Genomic DNA, 15651 nt, shown 5'->3' with positions numbered 1-15651 from the left:
TCAGTCCTTCACGAGCGGGTTGTAGCCCAGCGGCAGCCCGGCCGCGAAGGCGGCGGCCTGGGCGCCGTAGGCGGGACGCATGCGGATGCCGCGGGTGGCCTTCACCGCCCGCTCCAGTTCCTGGCGGGCAGCGGGCAACTCGGCGGTGCTGCGGGCGGTGACGGTCACCATCAGCGTCCAGTCCGCCACCTGGGAGCCTCCGGCCATCTGGGCGGCGGCCTGCTCGGCGCGCTGGGCATCGGCCCGCTGGGACCACTTCGCGCGGCCCTTGACCTCGGCGGTGGCCTGCGCACGCTGGTGGGCGTGGCTGATCTCCCGCTCCAGCACCGCCTCACCCTCGTGCGGGTCCAGCACGCGGTAGGCCAAGGTGATGCGGCGCTGGAAGCGGCCCGGGGCCAGCAGCGGCAGCAGCACGCTGTAGGCGATGGGGCGGCGCGGCATCTCCCGCAGCACCCAGCTGATGGACACCCCGCCGTCGTGCGCGTACTCCTCCCATCCGTCGTCGGCAGCGATCGGCCCGCACTCCGACCAGGACAGGTCCTCGAACTCCTGGTCGCGGGCGTTGAAGACCGCCGGGTCGTAGGCGGCACGGACCAGGCGGCGCAGGTCGACGTCGGTCGCGCGGCGCTCGATGTCGGTGCCGGTGCCGGACAGGTCCAGCGAGTCCACGACTTTCAGCGCCTCGGCGACCTGGTCGGACAGCTCGGTCGGCGCGTTGGCCGACGCGGCGGGGTCGACGGTGACCGACATCCACGGCGCCACCGAGGCGGTGGCGTGCGGGGTGGTGCGCACCAGTTCACTGACGATGCGTTTGGCCAGCCGGGGGGCGTCCGGGTCCTGGCGGGCCTGCACGTCGTCCCCGAGGGCCTCCCCCGCACCCGGGGTGATCTGGATGGTCACGCTCGCCCCCTTGACCTGGTCGTCGGTGGACATGGCGTCCAGCACGCTCGACCAGGTGCGCAGCGAACTCTGCACGGCGCCGGTGGGGGCCATCAGGCTGCCGCCGGGGGCGAGCAGTGTGGTGATGGTCATGTGGCCGCTGGCGCGGTCGTGGACGACGCCCACGCGCTTGCCGGTGGTGGGGTCGTAGGCCCGGATCAGGGTGGAGGAGGCGCCGACGCCGGGCAGGTCCAGCGCGTACGGGTGCGGCAGCAGCACCCGCCGGTAGGAAGTCGCATCGATGCGGGCGGCCCGCCGCCACGACAGCTTGGCCCAGTAGTAGGCCAGCGCGGACATGCCGTGGCGGCGGGAGGCGGCCAGCGCGAGGACCGCGAGGGTGACCGGGACGGTGACCAGCAAGGTGACCGGCGCCTGGGTGCCGACGATGCCCTCCGCCACCAGGGCCGCGGCCCCGACCATCGTGGCGGTCTTGGACAGCCCGCCGAAGCCGAAGCTCCGGCGGGTGCGGAACCCGTCGACCATGAGGGCGCCGGGTACCTCGTGCTGGCTGGTCACTGCGACTGCCCCCCACTTCCGATCTGTCCGCTCGCGCCCTGGACGGTGTTGTTCACGCCGTCCAGGACCTGGATGGCCATTCCCGCACCGCCCGCGCCCGCGCTCCCGGCACCGGCTGCGGCTGCGGGTGTTCCGGCGCCTGCGCTCTGGCCGCCGGCCGCCGCGGTCCCGGTGCCTGCGGCCGGGCCCTCGCCGGGGGCGGGCTGCCGGGGCACCCGGCCGGACTCGTTGCGGGCTGCCTGGGTCTGGGCGTCGCGGCCCGCCTCGCCGCCGCTCTCCCCCGCGGCTCCGTCCCGGCCTCCCTGGCTGCCCATGGACTGCTCCACGTACCGGGCGTACTCCATGGGGGTCATGGGACGGGCGCCGTCGCCGCCGCTGTCACTGCGGTGCTTGCCGGTGAAGTAGCCCGCGGCCCCGGCGAACGCCCCGCTGATGCCACCGGAGGTCATCCCCGCTCCGACGGCCTCGCCGAACGGGGCGAAGATTTTGGTCAGAGGGCCGGGCGCGAGGATTCCCAGGATGAGGGTGGCGCACCCGCGCAGCCATTCGGCCAGGGTCTGGGCCCGGCCGAACTCGGCGAACCCGGTGCAGATGATCAGCGCGAGGATCGGCTTGTAGGCGATCACCACGCAGATGGAGGTGATCAGGCGGGGTGCCCACTGGCGGGTGGCGTCACCGCCGACCCGGCCGCCGCCGGCCACCGGCAGCAGCAGGCACTGGATCGGGATGGCGCTCTGCCGCAAGAACACCAGAATCAGCTGAATGAAGCCGACCAGCAGCAGCACCGCGACGATGCCCAGCATGGTGATGGGGTTGGAGACCGCGGTGGGCACCATCACCGCCACGATCCGCTCGTAGGCCTTCCCGTCGTCCTTGAACGTGGCCTCGACCAGACCGGCGGCCAGGGCGTCTCCGGCAGCCAGCAGCAGCGCGATCATGGCGACACCGGCCACGGACAGGACGGTGTTCTCCACCCAGCCCAGCATCGCCCGCCCGACGTGCTTGCTCTGCCCGGTGAGGGCCATCTTGCCGATCTGCCACATCGCCCCGGCGGTGGCGACCACCAGCCCGAGCCAGGTCATCATGCCCGCCAGCGTGGCGTCCCTTCCGAACAGCCCGGTGGCTTTCAGATCCAGGCTGGGCCCCAGCAGGGCGACGGTCAGAACCTTCTTGATGGTCCACTTCACCACGTCGGCGGAGGTGTTGATGACATCGCCCAGGACGCTCTCCCAGACGCCTTTCCACTCCTGCTTGATCTTCTCCTCGCCGACCTCGCCGATCGCCGCGCACACTTCCGAACCGGTGGCCTTGGTGGCGCCCCGCATGATGGTGCCCAGGACCGGGCCCGTCCCGATCCGGCACGCAACCTCGATGCCTTTGTCGACCGGCCCGTCGTCGGCGGCCGCGGGCACCGCCGACGGGCCCAGCACCGCCAAGAGCGCCAGGAGGAGCGCTGCCAGCCGACGCCTCACGACGCCTCCCGGATGGCCGTCCACCCGGCCGCGTTGAACTCCGCGTCGCCGGGGGCCACCATCTCCGGCTCACCCTGGGTCTGGGCCTGGTGCTGGGCGCGCTCGGTGGCCGCGGCGGACAGCTTCCAGTCGCCGCCCTCCCACACCACGCCGGCCAGCGTGCGGGTGTAGGAGCTGCTCTCCTTCTCCAGCTCGCCGGTCTTCTGCGTCACCCGGGTCAGCAGCCACACGCCGACCTCGCCGTCCGTCTCGGTGACGACCTGGTAGCCGACGACGTAGTTGCGCACATAGGCGCCGGACGGCAGCGGCTGCCCGGCGCCGACCCCCATCTGCTTGCGCAGCATCTTGTCGGTCTGCAACGCGTTCAGCTCGACGGCCTCGGCGTTCTCACCGGTCCGGTCGGCCTCGGAGAGGTAGGAGTGGTAGATCCGCAGCTGCTCGTCGACGTTGCTGCGATCGGCCTCGACGGTGGTGGTGTTGGCGGCCGCCGCCATCGCCACCGCGCCCTCGGTGGTGCGCGGGAAACCAACGGCGCTGCCGCGGTCGTCGGTGCGCTCTCCTCGGGGCAGCGCCGTCCAGCGCTCCGGCTCGGTCCACTGCTCCGGCGCCTTGTAGGTCGGCGCGGCACTGGCGGACCCGGACGGGCTCGCGCCGCCCTTGCCCGAGGTGTCCGAGCCGTCCTCGTCTCCGCCGAGCAGCACGTAGCCCGTCAGGGCGAGCACCGCCGCCAGCGCCGCGCCCACCAGCCAGATGCCCTTGGTGTTCCACGTTCCCCTGGTCCGTGACATCTCCGCCGCCTCAGCCCGCGATGCCGTTGAGAATGGTGATCAGCGAACCGGCCAGGAGGATCGTGGCCACTCCTCCCCCCATCCACTTGAACGGCTCGGATCCGCCGCCGTGGCGGGACTTGTCCGCCACCGCCAGCTTGTAGACGCCGAACCCCGTGCCCCCGGCGCCCGCCAGGATCAGCAGCCACAGGCCGTAGCCGAACAACTTGGACACCGGCCCGCTCAGCCCGGGAATCTCCGTGGGCTTGGCCCCGGGGATGCCGTCAGCCAGCGTGACCAGCTCCACGGCCATGTCCATCATCATTTGCCCTCCATCTGACGCCGCAGCTTCTCGGCCGCGACCCGTACGTCCTTGTGCTCCAGGGCCTCATCAGCCCCCTCGACCGTGCGCAGGACCGGCAGGTAGGGCACTGTCGCGGCGCCTGCCAGTCGGCCCCCCAGGGCCCGGATGCGGTAGCGCGCGGCGGGCACCGGCGCGGCGGGCGCGTCGGAGACCAGCACCAGCCACGGGCGCGGCAGTTCGGCGGGCCAGCTGCGCAGCACGTGCTCCACGCACGTCGCGCCGTACACGGTGGTATCGGCCAGCAGCACCGGCCACGCCCCGGACGGGACGGGCTCGCCAGGGTGCAATAAGCGGGCCGCGCCCCTCCCCTCGGGGTCGAGCATCCGGGCCACCGTCGCCCCTGCGATGCCGTATCCGTGGACCGGGATCAGTGCGTAGCGGAGGTCAACCCCCGCACCGGCCGGCGGGACCGCTGTCCCCGGCTGGGTGATCGCCACAACTCCCCCCTGTCTGCCTGCATTTGTCAGCGAAGATCTTGGGCTGTGGGACTACTGAGGCTAGCGTGATCCGCTGGCAAATCTGAGTGGCATTTTCTGCGTGGTGAAAGGTCGAGCAAGAGGTGACGTCGTACGACGGTGCGCGGGCCCGGGCCCTGCGTCTCAAAGCCCGCATCCGCATCGAGGACCTGGCCACCGCCGCCGGGGTGAGCCCGAACACCGTCCGCTCCGCCGAATCCGGCACTCACCAGCCGCGCCCCCGTGTCGCCGTCGCCCTCGCCCGGGCCCTGGCCGTGCCGCTCAGCGAACTCACTCCCAGTGGGCCCTCCCAGACCCTACGCGACGCCCGGCGCCGCCTCGGACTGACCCAGGCTGAGATGGCCGCCCGTATCGGCGTGGTCCGGCAGATGGTCTCCCAGGTCGAACGCGGCGTGACCGGCGTGCGCTCGGCGGCCGCCTGGGCAGCCGCGTACGGGCTGACGCTCACCCAATGGGTGAGCGCACAGCAGGCATCCCGTGATCTAGTACGACAGAAAGTCGCAGCAGCAGCGCAGGCACACCGGCGAAGAAGACCGCAGCCGCGGGGGGACGCGTGAAGGTACTCATCCGAGCCGCCGCGGGCGGCGCCGCCCTGCTCTTACTGGCGGCCGTCGGCCTGGTGGCGATGGTGCTCGTCGACGGCGACGCCGAAGCCATCGAGACCTCCGACGGGGGCGGCGGACTGCAAGGGGTCCCGGCGGAGTTCCGGCCCTGGATCCTCAAGGCCTCCGAGGAGTGCGGCCATCCCGAGCTGACCCCGGCGCTGCTGGCCGCCCAGCTCTGGCAGGAGTCCCGGTTCGCCACCAGCCGCGAGGCGGCCACCAGCTCCGCCGGCGCGCAGGGACCGGCCCAGTTCATGCCGGGCACCTGGGCCACCTGGGGACGGGACGCCGACGGCAACGGCGAGGCCTCCCCCTGGGACATCGGCGACGCCGTCATGGCGCAGGGCCGCATGATGTGCTCCCTGCTCAAGCAGGCCAAGGCCTCCGGCTACGGCGGGGACGCACGGGCGCTCGCGCTGGCCGGATACAACGCCGGGTGGGGGCGGGTGGAACAGTTCCGCGGGGTGCCGCCGAAGTCCTTCGCGGGCGGCGAGACCTACCACTACGTGCGGACCATCCTGGCCACCATGCCCCGCTTCCAGGGCCCGGGCCTGCTGGAGGTCTCCGGCTCCGGACACGGCGCGGACGCCCTGCGCAAGGCGGCCGCCCGGCTGGGCACCCCCTACGCCTGGGGCGGCGGCGGACCGGGCGGCCCCAGCACCGGCTTCTGCGACGGCACCAACGGCTACCAGGGCGGGCGGTGCTCCGCCTCCTCCACCGTCGGCTTCGACTGCTCCTCTCTCGTGCAGTACGCCTACTGGCCGGACCTGAAACTGCCGCGCGTCGCGGCCGCCCAGTACGGCGCCACCTCCGACCGCCCCGTCTCCCGCAAGAACCTGAAAGTGGGCGACCTGCTGTTCTGGAGCCACGGCGGATCCGGCGGCATCTACCACGTCGCCCTCTACGCCGGGGACGGCAACGTGGTGCACGCCCCGCGCACCGGGCAGGACGTGAAGGTCGCTCCCCTGACCTCCGCCATGCCCGAGGGCGACTACTTCGGCGCCACCCGCCCCTGAACTCCGCCGCGACCAAGGAGGAACCCGTGCAGGACAGCCACTACACCAGCGCCCTGGACCACGCACACCGGGCGGCCGACGACCTGGAGAGCATCACCGACCCGGGCCAGCGCGCCAGCGTGAACGCGACGCTCGCCCTCGTCCACGCCCTGCTGTCGACCGGCGAGGACATGCGCGGCATGACCCAGCAGATGTTCGAGCTGAGCGAAGCGGTCCGCTAAGCGGCGAGCGCCGCAGCCCCGGGCCGGGTCTGCGGCGCTCGTCTCTTCCGGGCCCGGGGGCTACCGGGTTTTGCCGCGCGTCGGCGCGGGTCCGGCCTGCTGCCGGTGCGGGGTGACTCCGGCCTCCGCAGGCGTTGTGCCCTTGGCCGCCTGGTGCTTAGTAGGGTCCAGCGTCGCCGACTGCGCCCGGGCCGCCGCCGTGTTCACCGTCACCCGCGAGGCGGCCGCATCTCCCAGCGGCCGGCGCAGTGCGTCGTTGGCGGCCTGCACCAGCCGTGAACCCAGCTGCGGTTTGGGCCCCTGCTCCCAGGAGGTGTCCTGCATCAGGCGGTTCAGGTGCTCGCGCACCGGCACGTCGTTGGACTCCATGTGAGCCATCCGCGCGGCGACCAGCGGCCACTGCCGGGCCGACAGCAGCAGGTCGGCCTCCCGCTCGCGTCCCGGCATCGCCTCGCGGATCCACCGCCCGTAGCGTTCGTTCTCCGCCGGGGAGATGGCCAGCTGCCGCAGCGCCCGCGCCCGGTTGCCCAGGTCCAGATCTTTGGGGATGTCCAGCCCGGTCGTCAGCGGCCCGTACGACAGCATCGCGTCCCGGCTCGTGGCCGGTGCCGCATCCGCCGCGAGCACCCGCGCCACCGCGGTGTCGACACCGACCCCCTCGTCGTGTGCGGAGGCGAGGATCGACCTGACGTCGGCACCGCGTTCGTCCAGCCGTGCCATCGTCGCCGCGATGTCCGGCCACGTCGGGGAGGACAAGATCGCCTCGCGTACCGGCCCCGCCGGCAGTGTCTCGCGCAGCATGCGCTCCCACTCCCTGGTGCCCTCCTCGGCCACCCGGGCGGTGTTCGCGGCGACCGCGTCCCGCACCGTCACCGCGATCTCCCCGACGCGCGGCAGGAACTCGCCCAGGTCCACGCCCGCGCGGCGCAGCCCTGCCAGCTGCTGCGCCATCTGCGGCCAGTCCGCTCCCGTCATCAGCGCGGCGGAGATGTCCGGCGGGACGAGGGTCTTCACCTCGGCGGCCGTCTCGTTCACCGCCTGCTCGGCAGGCGGCAACTCCTCCTCCGCGTCCTGCTTCCGCTGCTGCTGCCGCCGCACCGCATCAGCAATGGCCAGGGCCAGACGCACCGCCATGATGGACGTCTGCACCGCCTCGCCTGCCGCGTCGCCGACCGGATCTCCCGTGGGTGTCGCCATCGTGCTCTCCCCTCGTCAACGGGCCCGGCCTGGGCCCTTGCGCTGCTCGTCGCCGGGCGTGCGCCGAGTCGGCGCGGGCGCCCCTGTCGTGCGGGCCGGGCCGCCGCGCCCGGTGCCGCCCGCGGACGTCGCCGACGGGCGCGGGCCGGTGGCGGCCGCGGCCGCACCGCGCTGCCTGCGCCATCCGTCCAGGCGCCATGAAAGCACCTCCGCCACCGAGTCCGCTGAGCCCAGTTCCCGCCGGGCGGCGACCGTGGCCAGCACCTCGGCCGGGTCCTCGCCCGACCGCTCGATCTCCACCAGGCGCGTGCGCAGGGCGGGCCAGGCCGGATCCGCCAAAACGGCCCGGGCGTGAGCGGGGACGGCCTGCTGGACGGCGCCCGCCATCGGCCGCCCGCCCGCTGCGGCCGCCAGCCGCTGCCCGGTGCCCGACCGGGCCGGTGCCTTCTTCTTCGGGCTGGGCCTGTACTCCCGAGCCGCTGCCGCTCCGGCGGTCACCTCTACCGCCTCCCGCAGCAGCTTCCCGGCCCGTCCGGCGGCGTGCGCCTGGGCGCGGTACTCCTGCGCCTCGTGCCAGCGTCGGGAGGCCTCCACGGCCGTCACCAAAGCGAGCAGCAGTCCCAGCACGGCCGCCGTGCTGGGGCGGCCCGCGGCCGCGGACTGCGACAGCAGGTGCGACGAATCGCGGTACAGCCCGCGCGCCTGGCCCTCCAGACTGCGGGCGGTCGGTGCCCGCGAGGCACGCTCGAACTCGCGCGCCGCCTCACGGATCCGGTCGCGCACCAGGCGCGGGGAGACCACGGCCGCAACCACCACCAGGTCCCCGAGCGCGGCCACGTCCCCGGCGCCCTGGTGCAGCCCTCCAGCGCCCAGCTGCTCGGCCGCCCGCCGCACCTTCTCCTCCGCTGCCTGCCACGCTTCCGTCGGCGCGGCGGTCGGCGGCGAGACGGGGTGCTGCCACCGCTCGCGGACCCGGGGCAGCGACAGGTCCGCTGCCAGCCGGGCCCCGGAAAACCACACGGGTTCCTGCTGCCCGTCGCGGTCTCCGGGCAGGGCGACCGCGTAGCCGGTGAGGTTGCCGTCCGGCGCGATTCTCTGCTTCACCCGGACCCCGCCCGCACTCAGCCGGGCGAAGAAGTCGGCATCGCTCGCGGCGGCCGCGGCCGCCTCCCGAACGGTGCGCTGCAACACCTCGCGAGCGGTCTCCGGCAGTCCACGCCGGGCCGCCTTCTCCGCCTCTCCGGTCTTGGGCCACTTCCGCGCGGTCTTGTCGCCGTGAATCAGGCGGCGCAGCCCCAGCTCCACCTCGAAGCGGCGCGCAACCTCGTGCATCCGCACGATGTCCTGCCGCAGGTTGGGTTGCCGTCCGTCCTGCCTGGCCTTCGTCGCCACGATGTGAATGTGGTCCTCGGCGTGCCGGACCGCCACCCACCTGCACCCGTGGCCGTCGCCGTGCGGGTCGACGCCGGCGGCGTGCATCAGCTCGCACGCCACCCGCGCCCACTCCTGGTCCGTCAGCTGCCGGTCTTCCGGCGGATTGCGCACCGCCACGTGGTAGACGTGCTTGGCGGGCTTCTTGCCCAGCAGTGCGTGCACGGGCGCGTCCAGGACCAGCGCGAGGTCGGTGATCGTCATGTTCGGGGAGCGTGCCGGGTCCTCGATGTAGGGATCCCAGGCGGCTACCATGTGCGGATCCACGTGCTCGTCCCGCTTACCCGGCCCGTACAGGTAGTGCAGCAGGCCGGAGGTGTCGTTGCCGTCCCGGGCCTTCTTCGGCATCACAGCCGCGGCCGCCGCTCACGCATCAGCTGCACGGTGGCCTCATCCACCCGCCGCACCGCCGCCTGGACACGCGCCAGGACCGCCTGTACCTGCTCGTCGGTCATCTCACCCTCGGCATTCAGAACGTGGGCGACCTGGTTGAGGTTGTTGCCGATACGCCGCAGCTGACCGCGTGACTGGATCAACTCCTGAAGTACCTCCTTGGCGTCGACTGACACCGGCACCACAGTCTCCGCAGCCACAGCCAGCGCTGCGCGTGCCGCCCATGCGGCGGGCGCCATGTTCTCTCGGCTTGCAGCCTCCTGCACGATCGCGAGCTCAGCGTCGTTGAACGCCAGGTTCACGCGCCGCTTCCGTGGCGCCTCTTCTTGTCTCTCCCGGCGCCGCGGACGCTGCTTGGCAGCCACCAAAACCCCCGTAGCTTCTCGCCTCCGGTCCGTGCTCGGACCCCGTCATGCGGCGGACAGCGTAGCGTCAAGATCCGCCGCATGACGATGCCTAATGTTCCATTAGGCACTAACTCGCTTCCGGCGGTTACTGCATCTGATCAAAGTGCCGGGTGTTCCTGGACGATGGTCAAAACCCTCGTGAGCTGCGGCGATTGGGCATCCCGCAATGCCTGCCCCAGAGCCGGGGCGGCTACCATGCCCGGCATGGCGAGTGCAGACGAGATCCTGCGACGGATGGAAGAGATCCAGGCGGCCCGGGCAAAGGCCATCGAGCCTCTGGCTCAGATCCTGGAGGAACGCGGCGAGCTCCAGCGGAAGCTGGCCGCCCTGGATGAGCCGTACGGCAAGGCCTTCGCGGCCGCGGAAGCGGCGGGCTGGAGTGCGGAGGAGTTGAAGGCGCTCGGCGCGGACGAACCGGCCAAGCGCCCGAAGGGGCGGCCGCGCACCCGGCGCTCCGGAACGAGGAAGGCGGCCGCCGCGACTTCGGCGACCACTGCCCCGGCTCCGGCCATTCCCGCCCAGGAGAACACCGGCGGCCCTGTGGCCGCGGCCGCCGGGAACCTGTCCGACTGACAGCAACAAGACGCAGAGAAGGGGCCCCGCTTCGCGGGGCCCCTTTGGCATCTGGTGACTTCCCTCCCCGGCCGATTCAGTGTCCGGCCGGTCTCCTCCGTGTCAAGGTCGTACGTCCGCTCCTCGCCGCGTCGCTCGTTCCTCGCGACGCGTCTGCGGTGCGGGCGCTCCACCTTGACACTCCGTCCCCCGGCCTGGGAAAGGGCCTTGACGGGGAGGGAGGAAAAAGGGTCGGCGCCCCTGGGCCCGCCACCCGCCGGGGTGGGTTGTGCGGCTGCCGCCCGGTGGGGGGTTGGAAGGCCGGGAAGTCTCTGGGGCGCGGCGGTGCCCCGGGACCCATCACGGGGTGGTCCCGGGGCACCGCTTCCAGCCGTTGCCCGTGACGGGGGCGGCACGGGCAACGGGGTTCGAGGCGGGCTACGGCCCGCTGCGGCGGCAGGTGCTCACAACTCCCCCGCGGCGATCAGTTCGGTGCGGGTTCTCCTCACCCGCAGCTTCCCCGGGTCCTCCGCCGGCCACTCTTCCCGCCCGGCGGCGCGCAGCCAGATCACACCGCTGCGGATGTCGGTGACGATCGCGCGGACCTGGTTCTCCAGCACCTCATCACCCACCCTCGGCAGGTCCTCGTGCCCGCTCATCGGCTCACCGTCATCTCAGCCCATACGCGTTTGCCCCACGGCCGCCGTACGGGGCCCAGCACCTCGCAGCCCCACCGGTCGGCCAGCTCCTCGACCAGGACCAGGCCGCGCCCGCTGACCGCCTCCGGCCCGGGCGCGCGCACCTCCGGCACCTGCCGGGGCGCCCGGTCGACCACGGCCACATAGACCCGGTCCTGCGCGGGGCGGTCGATGACGATGCGGATCGACGGGCCGCAGGCGTGCCGGACCGCGTTGGCGATCAGTTCCGACAGCAGCAGCGCCGCCGTCTCCGCCGCGTTCTCCAGCCCCCATGCGCACAGCGCCACGCGCGCCAGGCGGCGGGCGTCCTGGGCCGTCTGCGGGGTGCGCGTCTTGGTCACGTTGTAGCCGGGGTGCCCCGTTCTGCGGGGCCGTACTGCGGTCATGCCGGGCATCGCCAGACCTCGGGTCGGTGGTGGATCGAAGCCACGACCGTAAATGCCGTAGGGGGCAGCGACAGGTACAGTCGCTACCCCCTGCGGGAGGGGTACAAGCTGTACCCCTCGAAGGGGTACAGCTTGTACCCCTATGCGGCAACGCCGAGTTGACGCGCCAGGTCACGCGCGTCGTCGCGCACCAGGGCTCCGCCGCTGTCCACCAACTCGGCGGCCGTGCCCCGGGCGAACAGGTTGAAGCGCGCCGTCTCCGGGCTGACCTCGTAGGCCTTCCTCAACAGGTGCACGACCGCGACGGGCTCGCCCTCCAGGCTGTACGCGCGGGCCGTCTCGACGAGGTGGAAGCTGCGGCGGGTGGCTGACTGCATGGCGCCGAGGTCGATGTGCGTGGCCGCGTCGACGGCCGCGCCGGACCGGACCAGATCTGTGTTCATCGTGATCGCGTACGCGTCGACCATGCCCCGGCCGAAGATCAGCCACGGGTGCGCGTAGCCGTCGCCGAGACGGCGGGCGGCCTCATCCGCCTTGTCCCAGTGCCGCTCGGCGCTGCCCTTCTGCCCCACCTTCGCGTACGACAGGGCGGCGGCCAGGTGCAGCAGCCCGCCCAGCGCGATGTCCTCGTGCCCGCGGTCCGCGTCGAGCAGCTGGAGGGAGTCCATCGCCAGTTCCACGCGGGCCTCGTGGCGTTCTCCGGCGTCGCGGTAGACGTGGTTGAGGTACCACGCCGAGGCGGCGATGGCGTGCGGGCTGTCGGCGTCCTGGGCGGCCGTCATGGACCGGTCGCCGGTGAGCATCACCAGCTCCGGCGCGGGCTGGTAGCTGAGGTAGAGCTGGGCCAGGTGGTAGGCCTGCGCGAGACTCACCTGGACCCGTCGGCGCTCGACTCCCTCGTGTGTGCGGGCGGCGTGCCGGAGATCTGCCAGCAGGGCCGGGAGGATGTCGGCCACACGGCTGCGGTGGTCACCGAAACCGTGCCAGGCCTGCCAGGCCTGCCGGACCCGGGCCGCCAGCGCTGCCGCCGGCGCGGGCTCCTCATCGCGGGCCAGCAACTCGTAGTCGGTCAGCGCCTCCTTCACCCGCAGCAGCGAGGGATGTGCCGCCTTGGTGTAGGTGGTGGCCGCCAGCCGCTCGTCACCAGTGAGTTCGGAGAGATCGCCCACGCCGAGGGCCTCCGCCAGACGCAGCAGGAGCGGCAGGCGCGGCATAGCCAGACGGTCGTTCTCGATCGACTTGACCCACTCGCTACTGCGGCCCACCAGACCGGCGAGCACCGGCCGCGTTTTCCCCTGCCGCTCGCGTGCCTGCCGGACCCGCTGGCCGAACGTGCGCGGGCCATGTTCAGCGTCGTACGCCATGATGGTCTCCGTTCTGACGTCGCACTCAGGACGGTACCGGTGCGTGAGCATCCGGGAGTACCGGTCACTGAATCGAGTACCCGAAGGAGACCGAAAGCCCCGGCGGGCCGCTGGAGATCAGCGGCCCGCCGGGGCTTCGCCGTGGGCGTCGGTCAGGCCGCGGGGAACAGCTCCAGCTGCTCGACCTCCCGGCGCGCGGTGCGCAGGGCGGGCGGGGCTGGGCGGCCGCCGTCGGCGGGGCGGTCGCTCGGTTTCTGGCCTGGCGTGTCCAGCCGGTAGAGCGCTGCCTGGTAGGCGGCCACCGGCCGGTACCAGTCCTCGCCCTGGACGGCGGAGGAGACGGCCGCGCCCATGAACGGACTCACCGCGTCGGCGATCATCTGTGCGATGTTCCGCACGCCCCGGGCGCCCGCGCGGGTGGGGATGTAGGTCCACGGGTAGTCGCGGCGGAAGCCAACGAGCGCGCCGAGATCGGGCAGAGTGATCTTGGCGGTGCCTTCGCCCTGGGGAACGTCGGCGGGACGGAATTTGATGCCGTACCAGGGTGCGGTGACGCACTGCCCGACCTCGTTGAGCGGGAAGGACCCGCCGCCCAGGGGCTTGCCGGTGGCGGGGTTCACCCCGCGCTTGCCGCGGGTGTCGGCCCACCAGTCCGCCGGGAGGTCGAGCGCGGCCGCGACGGTCACCGTCGGCAGGACGGGGCGCCCCTGGTAGGGCTCGATCCTCCGGTCGAGTTCCGGCGCCCAGTCCGGCAGTCGGCCGGTGCGCTTGAGGACGTGCGCCCACATCGCGCGGGCCGCCTCGTCGCCGTCCACGTGGTCCGCGTAGCGGGGCTCCTCGTAGCGGGTGGCGACCATCCAGGCGCGCTCGCGGTGCGTGGCCGCGCCGTAGTCGGCCGCGTCCGCCACCTGCCACGAGCACCAGGACCAGCCGAACCCTTCCACGCTGGTGATCTCGGACTGAATGGCTTCGGCCAAGGCCGGGCTCTGCCTGAGCAGGTTCGCGCTCTGCTCCATGGTGATGGACACCAGCGGGGCGCCGATCTGCACCAGGCACATCGGCCAGACCAGCATCTCGGCCATCAGCGCCGTACGGTCGTCGGAGACCACGCTCGCCGCCCACTTGCGGAAGTCCGCGGGGGTCATACAGGGAGGCAGGTGGCCGCTGCCGCAGAACTCGCCCCAGCCGTCGGCGTCGGGGTGGTCCTCCATGCCGTTGATGACGTCGCCGAAGTAGTGGTGCGGGCCGCCGTAGAGGCTGCACAGATCGTCCACTTCCAGGAAGCCGAAGGCCTCGCTCGCCTGCCACATGACCGACTGGAGCTCGGAGATCTCGGCGGCGTTCCACCCTGCGCGCTTGCCCGCGCCGGAGAGGGTCTGGCACGGCGGAGAGCCGTGGAACCGGCGAGTGCAGCGCAAGGCGGGGTGGCGGGGGTCGAGCGTCCTGACATCCGCCTCCACCACCCAGTGACCGGCCGCCCGCGCCGTCGCCGCGGCGTCCCGGTTCCACTCGATGAGCACCCAGTCGCCGCCGCCGTCCACCAGGCCCCGCCCGGCGGACATGCCGCCGGGGCCGCCGAAGATCTCCACGCCGCGCTCCGGCTCGCCCTCCTGCCAGTCCCGCGCCCAGTGCGGCGGGTACGGTGCGGCGAACGCGGTGCACTGAGCGCAGTCCTCGCACGCCGCGCCCGTGCCGCACACGGCGCAGTCGGCGCACGTCCACCCGTCCCACTCGAAGACGGCCGGCTGGAACCCGTTCGCGTACGGACGCCCCTGTCCATCCGCCGCAGCGCCGTCGGCACCGCTTCGCATACAGGTGTCTTCCATGCCCTGTCCTTGATCGTTGAGGTTGATCGGTGTGGCTGGGAGGCCCCGGCCGGGGGAGCGGGATTCCCGCCCCGCTCCCCCGGCCAGCGACGGCCGGTCAGCCGCCGGTTCGGTCGAGTCGGGCGTAGTTGTGGAAGTCGTCGCCGACGGGGAACTCCGTCGGCTCGGTGACGGGCGCGCACACCCAGGTGTCCATCCGGCCGGGCGTCTCCTGCTGGCCGCTGAGCCACTGATGGATGTCGGGCTGGACCTCGAAGAGGTCGCCGTCCTCGTCCTCGGCGTAGAACTGCGAGTCGCCGCCGAAGCCGTATTCGTCGGCGTAGTCCCACACGCAGACCAGGTACGGGCCGCCCGCCGTGTAGATGCATTCGAAGACGTTCCGAACGTCGTCGGGGGTGTAACCGTCCTTGAACCGGCCGTGCAGGTAGGCGATCTGAGGCAGCAGGTCCGGCGCAGCCTCCTCGGTGCCCGGCGCGGGCTCCTCGCTCTCCTGGTCCTCGTGCTCGCCGCCGTGCTGGAGGATCAGGTCGCGCACGGCGTCGATCGGGACGTCCAGGTACAGCGGTTCCCCGCCGAGGTCGCCGCCGGTCAGCCACCCCTCCCACTGGTCCTCGTTCTCCCAGGCCTCCGTGTTGGGGACGGTCAGGCCTGGAAAGAGAAAGACCTCGTCGGCCGTGTCAGCGCCGGGACGGGTCTTGAGGCTGAGCGTGTGACCGTCGGCCAGACGGATGCGGTCGAAGACCTCGTTGGTCCCGCCGGCCGTGATGCGGTCGAGTCGTGGCGTGCTGGTCATCGCAATTCCTTCTTCGTTGAGGTTGATCGGTGTGGACCCGTGGGCCCGGGCGCCGGTCGGGGATTCCCGCCCCCTTCCAACACTGCTAATTCAATCAAGTTTCCGGGTTGAAGTCAAGCCGAATCCGCAGCTCAGATGTCCTTTCCCAGTGGAAGTGACCGAGTCCCGCTCGATCTGCTCGGCGAACAGCGCGGGTCTCGCTGGTTCTGGTCCGGCGAGTGGGCTCATGCC

Annotated in this window: 17 protein-coding genes; 4 read left to right on the top strand and 13 right to left on the bottom strand. The window is 72.3% G+C overall.

Annotation, left to right across the window (positions count from 1 at the left end):
• Genes CUT44_RS14085 through CUT44_RS33115 form a run of 5 tightly spaced genes read right to left on the bottom strand, consistent with a single transcriptional unit; the run spans position 1 to position 4306 of the window.
• Positions 1-1455, bottom strand: a complete 1455-nt coding sequence (locus CUT44_RS14085; RefSeq protein ID WP_233221404.1) for an SCO6880 family protein — start codon at positions 1453-1455, stop codon at positions 1-3.
• Entirely contained in the window at positions 1452-2927 is a 1476-nt protein-coding gene (locus CUT44_RS14080) for a hypothetical protein (RefSeq protein ID WP_146252226.1), read from the bottom strand. The genes CUT44_RS14085 and CUT44_RS14080 overlap by 4 nt, the downstream gene beginning before the upstream one ends.
• Positions 2924-3715, bottom strand: coding sequence for a hypothetical protein (locus tag CUT44_RS14075; protein WP_100202310.1), 792 nt, complete (start codon positions 3713-3715; stop codon positions 2924-2926). The genes CUT44_RS14080 and CUT44_RS14075 overlap by 4 nt, the downstream gene beginning before the upstream one ends.
• 10 nt (positions 3716-3725) lie before the next feature.
• Positions 3726-4019 (bottom strand): hypothetical protein, encoded by a 294-nt coding sequence (locus CUT44_RS14070; RefSeq protein ID WP_233221403.1) that lies wholly within the window; start codon positions 4017-4019, stop codon positions 3726-3728.
• The gene (locus CUT44_RS33115) at positions 4016-4306 is read right to left on the bottom strand and encodes a hypothetical protein (RefSeq protein ID WP_158239612.1); all 291 of its coding nucleotides are present in this window, start codon (positions 4304-4306) and stop codon (positions 4016-4018) included. The genes CUT44_RS14070 and CUT44_RS33115 overlap by 4 nt, the downstream gene beginning before the upstream one ends.
• Before the next feature lie 311 nt (positions 4307-4617).
• On the opposite strand from CUT44_RS33115, the gene CUT44_RS14060 reads away from it, so the two are divergent.
• The 3 genes from CUT44_RS14060 to CUT44_RS14050 are packed head-to-tail and all read left to right on the top strand — an operon-like array spanning position 4618 to position 6373.
• Positions 4618-5091 (top strand): helix-turn-helix transcriptional regulator, encoded by a 474-nt coding sequence (locus tag CUT44_RS14060; RefSeq protein WP_100202307.1) that lies wholly within the window; start codon positions 4618-4620, stop codon positions 5089-5091.
• Positions 5088-6152, top strand: coding sequence for a C40 family peptidase (locus tag CUT44_RS14055; RefSeq protein ID WP_100202306.1), 1065 nt, complete (start codon positions 5088-5090; stop codon positions 6150-6152). Before CUT44_RS14060 ends, CUT44_RS14055 begins: the two co-directional genes overlap by 4 nt.
• A 26-nt stretch (positions 6153-6178) precedes the next feature.
• Positions 6179-6373, top strand: coding sequence for a hypothetical protein (locus CUT44_RS14050; protein WP_100202305.1), 195 nt, complete (start codon positions 6179-6181; stop codon positions 6371-6373).
• A gap of 60 nt (positions 6374-6433) precedes the next feature.
• On the opposite strand, the gene CUT44_RS14045 is transcribed toward CUT44_RS14050, so the two are convergent.
• The 3 genes from CUT44_RS14045 to mobC are packed head-to-tail and all read right to left on the bottom strand — an operon-like array spanning position 6434 to position 9759.
• Positions 6434-7570, bottom strand: coding sequence for a hypothetical protein (locus tag CUT44_RS14045; protein ID WP_100202304.1), 1137 nt, complete (start codon positions 7568-7570; stop codon positions 6434-6436).
• 15 nt (positions 7571-7585) lie between these two features.
• Entirely contained in the window at positions 7586-9349 is a 1764-nt protein-coding gene (locus CUT44_RS14040; RefSeq protein ID WP_100202303.1) for a relaxase/mobilization nuclease domain-containing protein, read from the bottom strand.
• Positions 9349-9759, bottom strand: a complete 411-nt coding sequence (gene mobC / locus CUT44_RS14035) for a plasmid mobilization relaxosome protein MobC (RefSeq protein WP_100202302.1) — start codon at positions 9757-9759, stop codon at positions 9349-9351. Before mobC ends, CUT44_RS14040 begins: the two co-directional genes overlap by 1 nt.
• A 246-nt stretch (positions 9760-10005) precedes the next feature.
• Between mobC and CUT44_RS14030 the strand changes: the two genes are divergently transcribed.
• The gene (locus tag CUT44_RS14030; RefSeq protein ID WP_146252225.1) at positions 10006-10374 is read left to right on the top strand and encodes a hypothetical protein; all 369 of its coding nucleotides are present in this window, start codon (positions 10006-10008) and stop codon (positions 10372-10374) included.
• 443 nt (positions 10375-10817) lie between these two features.
• Here the strand turns inward: CUT44_RS14030 and CUT44_RS14025 are convergent, their stop codons facing one another.
• The 5 genes from CUT44_RS14025 to CUT44_RS14005 all read right to left on the bottom strand — a co-directional run bounded on the left by CUT44_RS14025 (position 10818) and on the right by CUT44_RS14005 (position 15420).
• Positions 10818-11012: a hypothetical protein gene (locus tag CUT44_RS14025; RefSeq protein WP_100202300.1), complete on the bottom strand. Its 195-nt coding sequence runs from the start codon at positions 11010-11012 to the stop codon at positions 10818-10820.
• Positions 11009-11437, bottom strand: coding sequence for an ATP-binding protein (locus CUT44_RS14020; RefSeq protein ID WP_233221401.1), 429 nt, complete (start codon positions 11435-11437; stop codon positions 11009-11011). The genes CUT44_RS14025 and CUT44_RS14020 overlap by 4 nt, the downstream gene beginning before the upstream one ends.
• 140 nt (positions 11438-11577) lie before the next feature.
• The gene (locus CUT44_RS14015; RefSeq protein ID WP_100202298.1) at positions 11578-12801 is read right to left on the bottom strand and encodes a helix-turn-helix domain-containing protein; all 1224 of its coding nucleotides are present in this window, start codon (positions 12799-12801) and stop codon (positions 11578-11580) included.
• Between the two features lie 152 nt (positions 12802-12953).
• Positions 12954-14627, bottom strand: coding sequence for a DNA cytosine methyltransferase (locus tag CUT44_RS14010; RefSeq protein ID WP_100202297.1), 1674 nt, complete (start codon positions 14625-14627; stop codon positions 12954-12956).
• A 97-nt stretch (positions 14628-14724) separates the two neighbouring features.
• Positions 14725-15420 (bottom strand): hypothetical protein, encoded by a 696-nt coding sequence (locus tag CUT44_RS14005; protein WP_100202296.1) that lies wholly within the window; start codon positions 15418-15420, stop codon positions 14725-14727.
• Positions 15421-15651 lie beyond the last annotated feature (231 nt).

The organism is Streptomyces carminius (assembly GCF_002794255.1).
In the GTDB taxonomy this organism is placed as follows: domain Bacteria; phylum Actinomycetota; class Actinomycetes; order Streptomycetales; family Streptomycetaceae; genus Streptomyces; species Streptomyces carminius.
The sequence above is the reverse complement of the archived record's forward strand: the minus strand, read 5'-3'. Positions and strand labels throughout refer to the sequence as shown.

Bases quoted from the DNA above. Each gene is read 5' to 3' on its own strand.
- CUT44_RS14075 (WP_100202310.1), bottom strand. From the start codon at position 3,715: ATGTCACGGACCAGGGGAACGTGGAACACCAAGGGCATCTGGCTGGTG.
- CUT44_RS14070 (WP_233221403.1), bottom strand. From the start codon at position 4,019: ATGATGATGGACATGGCCGTGGAGCTGGTCACGCTGGCTGACGGCATC.
- CUT44_RS14045 (WP_100202304.1), bottom strand. From the start codon at position 7,570: ATGGCGACACCCACGGGAGATCCGGTCGGCGACGCGGCAGGCGAGGCG.
- CUT44_RS14040 (WP_100202303.1), bottom strand. From the start codon at position 9,349: ATGCCGAAGAAGGCCCGGGACGGCAACGACACCTCCGGCCTGCTGCAC.
- CUT44_RS14030 (WP_146252225.1), top strand. From the start codon at position 10,006: ATGGCGAGTGCAGACGAGATCCTGCGACGGATGGAAGAGATCCAGGCG.
- CUT44_RS14025 (WP_100202300.1), bottom strand. From the start codon at position 11,012: ATGAGCGGGCACGAGGACCTGCCGAGGGTGGGTGATGAGGTGCTGGAG.
- CUT44_RS14020 (WP_233221401.1), bottom strand. From the start codon at position 11,437: ATGACCGCAGTACGGCCCCGCAGAACGGGGCACCCCGGCTACAACGTG.
- CUT44_RS14015 (WP_100202298.1), bottom strand. From the start codon at position 12,801: ATGGCGTACGACGCTGAACATGGCCCGCGCACGTTCGGCCAGCGGGTC.
- CUT44_RS14010 (WP_100202297.1), bottom strand. From the start codon at position 14,627: ATGGAAGACACCTGTATGCGAAGCGGTGCCGACGGCGCTGCGGCGGAT.
- CUT44_RS14005 (WP_100202296.1), bottom strand. From the start codon at position 15,420: ATGACCAGCACGCCACGACTCGACCGCATCACGGCCGGCGGGACCAAC.